The organism is Streptomyces sp. 13-12-16, from assembly GCF_002114215.1.
Taxonomy (GTDB): domain Bacteria; phylum Actinomycetota; class Actinomycetes; order Streptomycetales; family Streptomycetaceae; genus Streptomyces.
Genome location: NZ_NCTE01000292.1, coordinates 1 through 9,786, shown reverse-complemented (window position 1 = coordinate 9,786; position 9,786 = coordinate 1). Strand labels below are relative to the sequence as shown.

Genomic DNA, 9,786 nt, shown 5'->3' with positions numbered 1-9,786 from the left:
GTCGCCGCCGGACGCGCCGAGGCGCGGCGGACACGGCGACGGCCGCCGTCACCCCGGTGGCCGAGGAGGTCCCGGCGGCCGAGGCTGCCCCGGTCGTCACGGAGGCCCCGGTCGTCACGGAGACGCCGGTCGTCACGGAGGCCGAGGCTCCGGCCACCGAACCGCGCCGCCGCCGCACCCGCAGGACCGCGGAGACCGCAGCGGTGGACACGGCGGAGGCGACCACCGAGCCGGTCGAGGCGACGGAGACCAAGCCGCGCCGCACCCGCAAGACCACGGCCAAGAAGGCCGAGACCGTGGTCGACGCGGTCGAGGGCGGCACCGAGCCGGTCGAGGCGACGGAGACCAAGCCGCGCCGCACCCGCAAGACCACGGCCAAGAAGGCCGAAGCCGCGGTCGACACCGCCGAAGCCGTCGAGGCGACCGAGGCCAAGCCGCGCCGCACCCGCAAGACCACGGCCAAGAAGGCCGAGACCGTGGTCGACGCGGTCGAGGGCGGCACCGAGCCGGTCGAGGCGACGGAGACCAAGCCGCGCCGCACCCGCAAGACCGCGGCCAAGAAGGCCGAAGCCGCGGTCGACACCGCCGAAGCCGTCGAGGCGACCGAGGCCAAGCCGCGTCGTCGGACCCGTAAGGTCGCCGAGTCGGAGCCGGCCGTCGCCGTCGAGATTCCGGCGCAGGCGGTTCCGGAGGCCGAGGCGGCGGAGGCCAAGCCGCGCCGTACGCGGAAGGCCGCGGCCAAGAAGGCCGAGGCCGTCGCCGAGGACACCGAGGCCAAGCCTCAGCGTCGTACCCGCAAGGCCGCCGAGATTCCGGCGCAGGCCACGGACGAGGCGAAGCCCAAGGTCCGGCGGACCCGCAAGACGGCAGCCGCCGCGGAGTCCGCGGAAGGCTGACGCGACGAACCGACGGCCCGGTCCCACACCCGTGGGGCCGGGCCGTCGGCGTGTCCGCCACCCGCTACCCTCACCCCGTGACCAGTCACTCCCCCTCCGCCCACGCCCGCCGACTCCTCACCCCACGCGGGGAGTTCGCCGTCGTGGACGTGCCACCGGCCGCCGGAGTCACGGCGCGGGGGGTCGCGTTGCTGCTGCCCGGATACACCGGCAGCAAGGAGGACTTCACGCTGGTGCACGAGCCGCTCGCCGCGCGCGGCTACCGCACCGTCGCCGTGGACGGGCGGGGCCAGTACGAGTCGGACGGGCCCACGGACGACGAATCCGCTTACGCGCAGGAGGAGTTGGCTCGGGACGTCCTCGCGCAGGCGAACGCGCTCGGTGCGCCCGTGCACCTCGTCGGACACTCGCTCGGCGGCCAGATCGCCCGCGCCGCCGTCCTCCTCGACCGCTCCCCCTTCCGCTCGCTCACGCTCGTCTCCTCCGGCCCCGCACGGATCTCCGCCTCCCAGGAGCAGCGCGTGAAGCTGCTGCGGGACGCGCTCGCGGTGATGTCGATGGCGGAGTGCTGGGAGGCGGTCCTGGCCATGGGCCCTCCCGAGGAGGTGGGCGGGCCGGCGCGCGGGCTCGGCGGTCAGGAGTATCTGCGGCGCCGCTGGCTGGGCACCAGTCCCGCGCAACTCCTGGCCACGGGAAGGCAGTTGTGCACGGAACCGGACCGGGTCGCGGAACTGGCCGCCGTCCCGCTGCCGTTCCACGTCCTGTCGGGGGTGCGCGACGACACCTGGCCGGTGCCGGACCTCGACGAGATGGCCCTCCGCCTCGAGGCGCACCGCACCGTCGTCGACGGGGCCGAGCACTCACCCGCCGCCGACCGTCCCGTACCGACCGCCCGCGCCCTCGCCGACTTCTGGGACGGGCTCGCAAGCACCCCTTAGTACTGCTCAGTACTGCGCCTGCAAGTGGTCCCAGAAGCCGTCGCGCAGGGCGCGCCGCAGGTCCGCCTGGCCCCGCAGGGAGTACTGCAGCAGCCCCTCCGCCTCCACCAGCAGGTCCTGGTCGACGGATCCGGGCAGGTAGGGGTGGCCGGGGAGCAGCTCCACCAGCGTGTCCCGGCCCCGCGCGGCCAGCCACTTCGCGGCGATCTGCGCGCCGACGAACCGGACGTCCTCGCGGGCGGGCCGGCCCGTCGCGGGTTCGTACGCCTGTGCCGTGCGCCGGGAGACGTACGGCTTGAAGAAGTCCAGGTCGAGCGTGCGCTGGCTGTCGACCTCCCAGAGCAGCGGCTCGGCCTGGTTGCGGCCCTCGGGCGCCTCGATGCCCCAGAGGTGGACCCGGGCGCCGTACCCCTGGGCCGCCTCGACCGCCGAGACGAGGTCCTCGTCGCCGCCGAGCAGGGCCGCGTCGCTGATGGCGCGGTGCCGGGCCAGTGACTCCAGGTCGCTGCGGATCAGGGAGTCGACGCCCTTCTGCTGGTTGTTGGCGTTGAGGTTGCCGAGGCGGACCTTGACGTCCGGGAGTTCGGCGATGGACTGCTGCTCGGCTGTGTGGATGCGGCGCCTGGCCCCGTCGTACCAGTAGACCCGCAGCAGCCTGCTGTCCGCGAAGATGGTGCGGGCGCGGTCGATGAGCGCGTCGATGAGTCCCTCGGCGTCGAGGTCGAAGGCCCGGCGGTCCTCCGTCCCGGCCACGAGCCGCCCCGCGGCGGCGTACAGGTAGCCCGCGTCGACGAAGATGGCGTGGGTCGAGGGTGTCTTCGCCACCTCGGCGAGCATGCGCTGGAGCAGCTCGTTGGTGCGGTCGATACGGGCGTGCAGAGCCGCGAGGTCTTCGTTCATCACCTCTATTGTCCCGGTGGTCACGCTACGAACACAACCGGTCCCGGTCGGTCTCCTTCGAAACCCTTACTGGTCAGTATTTAGTCGATCGAAAAATTTCTTTAGCGTAGGGAATGTTTGCACCACGCATCCCGTTGAACCCTCCAGGGAACACGGGCTCGACCGGCCCGTGCGCCGCCTCACCGAGTAGTTCTCCTCCAGGAGGATGACCAGACGAAGGGAGAAGCCCCATGCGCTTCGAAATCATGCGACTCGACGACGTCGACGGCACGCCCGTGGACACCACCGTCGTGGACGCCGCCTCCGTCAACCGCATCGTTCAGCAGGCCGCCGCCATCGGACAGCGCCTGTGGATCCGCCCGGCCGACACCCCGGCCTCATAACGCGCAGCACGCGGGACGCCGGCCGCACGGGCCGGGCCCTCGAGGACGTACGTCACGGAGCCCCCGTACCGCCATCGGTACGGGGGCTCCGCGCGTCCGGCGCCGGGTTCAACCGCCCTGGATCACCTGGGTGACGCCGTTGATGATCTGCTGCACGGCGATCGCGGAGAGCATCATGCCGGCCAGGCGCGTCACCAGCACCACGCCGCCGTCCTTGATGACCCGGATGATCAGCAGCGAGTACCGCATCACCAGCCACAGCACGACGTGGATGGCGAGGATCGCCGACCACACCGAGACCTGACCGCCGACGCCGTCGGCCTTCTGCACGGCGAGGATGACCGACACGATCGCACCGGGCCCCGCCAGCAGCGGCATGCCCAGCGGGACCAGCGCGACGTTGACGTCCTTGGTCTGCTTGGGCTCGTCGGTCTTGCCGGTGAGCAGGTCCAGCGCGATCAGCAGGAGCAGCAGCCCGCCCGCGATCATCAGCGCGGGCACCGACACGTGCAGGTAGGCGAGGATCTGGTGGCCGAGCAGCCCGAACACGGTGATCACACCACCGGCCACACAGACGGCCTGGAAGGCCATCCGCTTCTGCATCTTGGCCGGCCGGCCGGCGGTCAGGGCGAGGAAGATCGGGGTGATCCCGGGGGGATCCATGATGACAAAAAGGGTCAGGAAGAGAGAGCCGAAGACGGCGACGTCGAGCATGACAGCCTTGCTGGGGAACGGATGAAAAGGATGCGGGGAGGAGGGGGAATCCTCAGACTCCGCCGGTCCCCGGCACCGGGAACGCCCCGGTCGCACGCCGCGTGATCTCTCCGTACACCTCGGGGTCAGTCATGAACTCGCCGAGGACGCAGGTCTTCCGGCTGCCGTGGTAGTCGCTGGAGCCGGTCACCAGGAGTCCCAGTTCCTTCGCGAGGCCGCGCAGCCGCGCCCGGGTCTCCGGGTCGTGGTCCATGTGGTCGACCTCGATGCCGTCGAGGCCGGCCTCGGCCAGCTCGGCGATCGCGGACTCCGGTACGGTCCTGCCCCGCTTGCTCGCGGCGGGGTGCGCGAAGACGGCGACCCCGCCCGCGTTCTTGACCAGCCGCAGGGCCTCGAAGGGGTCCGTCTCGTGCTTCTCCATGTGGGCCCGGCCGCCGTCGGCCAGCCACTCCCGGGTGAACGCGTCGTTCACGGTGGGCACGACGCCCAGCTCGACGAGCGCGCTGGCCACGTGCGGGCGGCCCACCGAGCCGTCGCCGGCGATCCGCGCCACCTGCTCCCAGGTGACCGGCACGCCCAGCGCGTTCAGCTTGGCGATCATCCCCTGGGCCCGCGGCACCCGGTCGTCCCGGACCAGCTCGCGCTCGGCGAGCAGCGCGGGCTCCTCGGGGTCGAAGAGGTAGGCCAGCATGTGCATGCTGACACCGTCGAGCCGGCAGGAGAGTTCCGCCCCGGGCACCAGGGTGAGTCCCGCCGGAAGCACGGAGAGCGCCTCGGCGTGCCCGCGGGTGGTGTCGTGGTCGGTCAGCGCGATGACGTCGAGACCGGCGGCGGCCGCCTTGCGGACCAGCTCGGCCGGCGTGTCCGTACCGTCGGACGCGGTGGAGTGGGTGTGCAGATCGATACGCACGACGCATGACTCCAAGCGGTGACGGACGGACGAGGACGCTCCAGGATAACCGGATTTCCACACGCCCCTGTCACACCCGAACCCGCTGTGCGCCCCCTACCGGCCCGCTGTGCCGCGCCTATGCCTCCAGCAGGCGCGGTGACAGCGCGCCGCAGGGCACCAGCTCCACCTCGGCACCCGCCTCCCGCAGGTCGGCGAGGACCAGTTCGTCGTACATCAGCAGCCCGGACTGCTCCGGCCACACCACCGCCCACAGCCACATCCCGAGCGCCTCGCCCGCGAAGACGGCGCGGTCGTCCGGCGTCCTGGCGACGTGCCAGAGCGGGGTAGGACGGCCGGCGGCCAGCACCTTGGCCTGGGGCGGCTTCCCGACGTCCATGTACGGTCCCGGGTCCGGACCGTCGACGCCCGCGTACCGCGCACCGAGGCCCACGCCGAGCTCCTCGGCGACCAGGATGAGCTCGCCCATGCCGCCGAGCGGTCCCGGGCCGGTGCACGCGACGGCGGTCGCCCGGCCCCCGCCGCGGTCGTCGCCCGCGCTGGCCACGCCCGTGAACAGCCAGCCCACCGGTAACGGCCACGGCATCCACACCGGCACCTTCGCACGGCGCACGGCGACTTCGAGGGCCTCGACGCTCGGCGGTATCACGGGCTGCAGCGGGTGCACGGTGCCGTGCACAGCGCACTGCCAGGCATCCGAGAAGAGGCCGGGAGCCCTGACCCGGCCACCACACTTCGGGCAACTGGGTTCGCCCCTCATAGGGCCCCACGGTCCTACCCCGGCCGCGCCACGTCAAGGACGATCACCCGTCCGGGCGGAACCGGCCACGCGAGGAATTAGATGTATATTGCATTAATTAGCTTGGCTAAATTAGCGTGTGCATGAGCCGACCAACTGACCCAGGTCCGGGATTGGAGCACCCATGGACGACCCCATCGACCCCTTCGACACGGGATCGGGCGGCATCCTCCGCCAGCCGAAGTCCGTGTGGGCGACGGCCGGCGCGTCCGTCGTCGCCTTCATGGGGATCGGGCTCGTCGACCCGATCCTGCCCTCCATCGCCGAGGGCCTCGACGCCACCGCCGGGCAGGTCTCCCTGCTCTTCACCTCGTACTTCCTCATCACCGCGCTCGCGATGCTGGTGACCGGCTTCGTCTCCAGCCGCATCGGCGGGCGGAAGACCCTGCTGCTCGGACTCGCGCTCGTCGTGGTCTTCGCCGGACTGTCCGGCACCTCGGGATCGGTCGGCGAGCTGGTCGGCTTCCGGGCGGGCTGGGGCCTCGGCAACGCGCTGTTCGTCTCCACGGCCCTCGCGGTCATCGTCGGCGCGGCGGCGGGCGGCAGCGCGGCGGCCATCCTGCTGTACGAGTCCGCCCTCGGCCTCGGCATGGCCTGCGGGCCGCTGGTGGGCGCGCTGCTCGGCGACGCGAGCTGGCGCTACCCGTTCTTCGGCACGGCCGCCCTGATGGCGGTCGGCTTCCTGTGCATCGCGGTGTTCCTGAAGGAGCAGCCCAAGCCGGCCCGCAGGACCTCACTGCTCGACCCGCTCAGGGCGCTCGGGCACGGCGGACTGGCGTCCGCGGCGGTCTCGGCGTTCTTCTACAACTACACGTTCTTCACCGTGCTGGCCTTCACGCCGTTCGTGCTGGACATGTCCCCGTACCGGTCGGGCGCGGTGTTCTTCGCCTGGGGCGTGCTGCTCGCCGTCTTCTCGGTGCTCGTGGCGCCCCGGCTGCAGAAGCGGTTCGGTTCGCTGAAGGTGCTGGGCGGCTCGCTGGTGCTGCTCGCGGTGGACGTGCTCGTCCTCGGCTACGGCGACCACACCACGGCCGTCGTCTGCACCGTCCTGTCCGGCGCCCTCATCGGCGTGAACAACACGGTCTACACCGAGCTGGCGCTCGGGGTGTCGGACGCGCCCCGGCCTGTGGCGAGCGCCGGCTACAACTTCGTGCGCTGGTTCGCGGCGGCCGCCGCGCCCTTCTTCGCGCCGAAGATCGAGGAGTGGACCGACGTCCACGTACCGTTCGTGGTCGCGGCGGTCACGGCGGCGCTGGGCGCGCTGGTGGTCGTCGTACGGCGCCGGGCGCTCAACCGTGAAACCGGGCCCCAGCCGCGCCACGCCGCCGAGGACGGCGTCACCGCCTTCGCCAACCGACCGGCGCACGGCGCGCGTTGGTGACCTCGCTCACTCCAGCGGCACGGACCTGCGGGACGGGTCCCGCAGGTCCGTGCCCTGGTTCAGCCAGCGCTCCTGGAGGGCCTGGGCGCCGTGCACCCGCTTCCAGGCGGCCTCGTTCGGGGTCATCGGCAGCAGCGGCAGGAACCGTACGGGGTCCAGGGGCTCGTCGAGCTCCAGGTCCTCCACCAGGCCGCCCGGCTCGGCGACCAGCACCGAGGTGAACGGGGCACCCGGCCACAGCGGTTCGCCCACGTCCAGTGAGGCGCCGGGGGCCACGACCACCCCCTCGACCTGCGGGGACGCGGCGAGCACGGCGAGCGGGCGGAGCACCTTGTCGGTGTCGGCGACACCACCCCGGACGGACAGCACCAGCTCGACGCGCGGCCCCTTGACCGGGTCCGCGATCACCGCCGTGGGGTCGGTCATGGGCTGTGCGGACATGCCGAGGGTGGCGTAGCGCACGAGGTCGCCCTCGTGGAAGCGCAGCACCTCGATGCGGTCCGTGCCCAGGAAGGTGACCGCCGCGCGGGCGTCCGGTTCGCCCAGCGTCGTACGCAACCGGGCCTCGACCAGAGGAAGAACATCAGCCATGCGGCGAGCATAGAACTCGTCAGTACCGGGCAAAGCAGAGCCTTGACATGGCAGTCGGCTGATACGCTTGGCCGGTGGTTCGGGCAGCACGCAGCGGGGGTACCGCCCAGGCCCTTCAGGGTTCTGGGGGAGTCCGATCGTCCCGAACGCCTGTGTGACGCTCCCCGTCCGGAGGGGGGAATCCCCCAAGGGGATCGTGGATCGTCCCTTACGGGGGACCGGCCGGAGGAGGTGGGGCTGGCATGGACCGAAGTCGACCGTGCAGTAGCACCCGCTCTTCCGCCCTCTGATGCAGCTGCTCCTGTCTGGCTCCCGCCTTTCGTCCGCGCGTCTTCATCGGAAGAGCACTTCTTTCGTTCTGTCTGATCTGCCCCAGTAGCTGTATCAGCGACGAAGCTCGCCGCCGCGACGGTGCGGTGCTCCCCGCTTTGTGGACGCGCCAAACATCCGCAGTCCAGGACGTCCTCATTCCGGGTTGTTCCACCCGTCGTTCCGGCGCCTTTCGTTGCCTGCCCGCGAAGGAGCCCGCCATGTCGATGATCCGCGACCTGCGCGCCGTGGTCCGTCCCTCCTCCCGTGTCTCGCTGCGCAAGGAGAGCGGCCCGTACGACGCCACCCGTGACCCCGCGACGACCACCGCCGTCGTCGACTGCGCCGTCTACCGCGACGGCCGCCGCCTGCCGGCCGAGGGCGGCCCGCTCACCCCGCACGAGGCGATGCGGCTGGTGCGCCGTGACGGAGGCTTCGTGTGGATCGGTCTGCACGAGCCGAACGAGGCCGAATTCGCCGGGATCGCGCGGGAGTTCGGGCTGCACCCGCTGGCCGTGGAGGACGCCGTCCAGGCCCATCAGCGGCCCAAGCTGGAGCGCTACGACGACTCCCTGTTCACGGTCTTCAAGACCGTCCACTACATCGACCACGACGAGCTCTCCGCCAGCAGCGAGGTCGTCGAGACCGGTGAGGTGATGTGCTTCACCGGCCGGGACTTCTTCATCACCGTCCGGCACGGCGGGCAGGGCTCCCTGCGGGCCCTGCGGCACCGCCTCCAGGACGACCCCGAACTGCTGGCCAAGGGCCCCTCGGCGGTGCTGCACGCCATCGCCGACCATGTGGTGGACGGCTACATCGCGGTGGCCGACGCGGTGCAGGACGACATCGACGAGGTCGAGACGGAGGTGTTCTCGCCGGGCCGCAAGGGCACCCCGCGCGGCACCGACGCCGGGCGGATCTACCAACTCAAGCGTGAGGTGCTGGAGTTCAAGCGGGCCGTGTCGCCGCTGCTGCGGCCGATGCAGTTGCTGAGCGAGCGGCCGATGCGGCTGGTCGACCCGGACATCCAGAAGTACTTCCGGGACGTGGCCGACCACCTGGCCCGGGTGCAGGAGCAGGTCGTCGGCTTCGACGAACTGCTGAACTCCATCCTCCAGGCCAACCTCGCCCAGGCGTCCGTGGCGCAGAACGAGGACATGCGGAAGATCACCTCGTGGGCCGCGATCATCGCCGTGCCGACGATGGTGTGCGGGGTGTACGGGATGAACTTCGACTACATGCCGGAGACCCACTGGAGGTACGGCTATCCGGTGATCCTCAGTGTCACGGTGGCCATCTGTCTGGGCATCCACCGCACGCTGAAGCGCAACGGCTGGCTCTGAGCGCCCCGGGAGCGCCTGGATAGGCTGGGCCCATGACAAGTGCGCTGCTCGACCGGGCCCTCATCGAGGAGGCCACGAAGAAGTCCGGCCTCGTCTGGGTCAAGGGGCCCGGCGCCGCGGCCCGTGCGCTGTGGCACGTGTGGCACGGGGGTGCCGCGTGCGTGGTCGGCGACGGGCCCGGGGAGCAGCCGCTGCCGGGGCTGGCCGACGGCGCCTCCGTCGAGGTGACGGTCCGCAGCAAGGACAAGGGCGGCCGGCTGGTCTCCTGGACGGCGACGGTCGTGGAACTGCCGTCGGGCTCCGAGGAGTGGGAGGCGGCGGTCGCCGACCTCAAGGGCAAGCGGCTCAACGCGCCCGACGGCGAGGCGATGACCGGGCGCTGGGCCCGCGAGTGCCGCGTCCTGCGCCTGGAGCCGACCGGGGCGACGGCCCCGCTCCCCGACGGCTCCCTGGCCGAGGCCCCCCTGCCGACACCGGCGACGACCCGGCACCCCGTCCCGGCGGGACTGCCCCGGCTGCTGCTCGGGAAGAGGAAGCGGCGGGCCTAGCGCCCCGGACCGGAAGCTCGCTGCCGGACACGACGTCCGTTCCGGGCGGCCCTCGCCCGCCGGCGGGGAGACCC

10 protein-coding genes and 1 pseudogene are annotated in these 9,786 nt (G+C 71.7%); 6 read left to right on the top strand and 5 right to left on the bottom strand.

All coding sequences use genetic code 11. The features are described 5' to 3' along the window. Positions 1-896 (top strand): annotated as a pseudogene (locus tag B7767_RS46350) (DEAD/DEAH box helicase); the annotation flags it as partial. A 77-nt stretch (positions 897-973) separates the two neighbouring features. Continuing rightward, a complete protein-coding gene (locus B7767_RS12855) occupies positions 974-1,834 on the top strand; it encodes an alpha/beta fold hydrolase (protein WP_107486048.1) in 861 nt (286 codons plus the stop codon). Between the two features lie 6 nt (positions 1,835-1,840). Here the strand turns inward: B7767_RS12855 and B7767_RS12850 are convergent, their stop codons facing one another. Then, positions 1,841-2,734 carry an NYN domain-containing protein gene (locus B7767_RS12850; RefSeq protein WP_085572304.1) on the bottom strand — a complete coding sequence of 298 codons (894 nt, stop codon included), beginning with the start codon at positions 2,732-2,734 and terminating at the stop codon, positions 1,841-1,843. A 230-nt stretch (positions 2,735-2,964) separates the two neighbouring features. Between B7767_RS12850 and B7767_RS44585 the strand changes: the two genes are divergently transcribed. Then, on the top strand, positions 2,965-3,117 hold the full coding sequence (locus B7767_RS44585; protein WP_106979586.1) for a hypothetical protein: 153 nt from the start codon (positions 2,965-2,967) through the stop codon (positions 3,115-3,117). Positions 3,118-3,225: 108 nt separating this feature from the next. On the opposite strand, the gene B7767_RS12845 is transcribed toward B7767_RS44585, so the two are convergent. The 3 genes from B7767_RS12845 to B7767_RS12835 all read right to left on the bottom strand — a co-directional run bounded on the left by B7767_RS12845 (position 3,226) and on the right by B7767_RS12835 (position 5,501). Further along, positions 3,226-3,831, bottom strand: a complete 606-nt coding sequence (locus tag B7767_RS12845) for a MarC family protein (protein WP_085572303.1) — start codon at positions 3,829-3,831, stop codon at positions 3,226-3,228. Positions 3,832-3,883: 52 nt separating this feature from the next. Then, the gene (locus tag B7767_RS12840) at positions 3,884-4,741 is read right to left on the bottom strand and encodes a PHP domain-containing protein (RefSeq protein WP_085572302.1); all 858 of its coding nucleotides are present in this window, start codon (positions 4,739-4,741) and stop codon (positions 3,884-3,886) included. 118 nt (positions 4,742-4,859) lie between these two features. Next, the gene (locus tag B7767_RS12835; protein WP_085572301.1) at positions 4,860-5,501 is read right to left on the bottom strand and encodes a DUF6758 family protein; all 642 of its coding nucleotides are present in this window, start codon (positions 5,499-5,501) and stop codon (positions 4,860-4,862) included. Positions 5,502-5,676: 175 nt separating this feature from the next. Between B7767_RS12835 and B7767_RS12830 the strand changes: the two genes are divergently transcribed. Continuing rightward, a complete protein-coding gene (locus tag B7767_RS12830; protein ID WP_085572307.1) occupies positions 5,677-6,921 on the top strand; it encodes an MFS transporter in 1,245 nt (414 codons plus the stop codon). Positions 6,922-6,927: 6 nt separating this feature from the next. Here the strand turns inward: B7767_RS12830 and B7767_RS12825 are convergent, their stop codons facing one another. Continuing rightward, complete coding sequence (locus B7767_RS12825; RefSeq protein ID WP_073932331.1) at positions 6,928-7,512, bottom strand: suppressor of fused domain protein; 585 nt, start codon at positions 7,510-7,512, stop codon at positions 6,928-6,930. A 530-nt stretch (positions 7,513-8,042) separates the two neighbouring features. Between B7767_RS12825 and B7767_RS12820 the strand changes: the two genes are divergently transcribed. Both B7767_RS12820 and B7767_RS12815 read left to right on the top strand, forming a co-directional pair. Beyond that, positions 8,043-9,164 (top strand): magnesium and cobalt transport protein CorA, encoded by a 1,122-nt coding sequence (locus B7767_RS12820; RefSeq protein WP_085572300.1) that lies wholly within the window; start codon positions 8,043-8,045, stop codon positions 9,162-9,164. Positions 9,165-9,196: 32 nt separating this feature from the next. After that, positions 9,197-9,712: a hypothetical protein gene (locus B7767_RS12815; protein ID WP_085572299.1), complete on the top strand. Its 516-nt coding sequence runs from the start codon at positions 9,197-9,199 to the stop codon at positions 9,710-9,712. The last annotated feature ends 74 nt before the right edge of the window (positions 9,713-9,786 follow it).

Bases quoted from the DNA above. Each gene is read 5' to 3' on its own strand.
- B7767_RS12820 (WP_085572300.1), top strand. From the start codon at position 8,043: ATGTCGATGATCCGCGACCTGCGCGCCGTGGTCCGTCCCTCCTCCCGT.
- B7767_RS44585 (WP_106979586.1), top strand. From the start codon at position 2,965: ATGCGCTTCGAAATCATGCGACTCGACGACGTCGACGGCACGCCCGTG.
- B7767_RS12815 (WP_085572299.1), top strand. From the start codon at position 9,197: ATGACAAGTGCGCTGCTCGACCGGGCCCTCATCGAGGAGGCCACGAAG.
- B7767_RS12850 (WP_085572304.1), bottom strand. From the start codon at position 2,734: ATGAACGAAGACCTCGCGGCTCTGCACGCCCGTATCGACCGCACCAAC.
- B7767_RS12835 (WP_085572301.1), bottom strand. From the start codon at position 5,501: ATGAGGGGCGAACCCAGTTGCCCGAAGTGTGGTGGCCGGGTCAGGGCT.
- B7767_RS12845 (WP_085572303.1), bottom strand. From the start codon at position 3,831: ATGCTCGACGTCGCCGTCTTCGGCTCTCTCTTCCTGACCCTTTTTGTC.
- B7767_RS12825 (WP_073932331.1), bottom strand. From the start codon at position 7,512: ATGGCTGATGTTCTTCCTCTGGTCGAGGCCCGGTTGCGTACGACGCTG.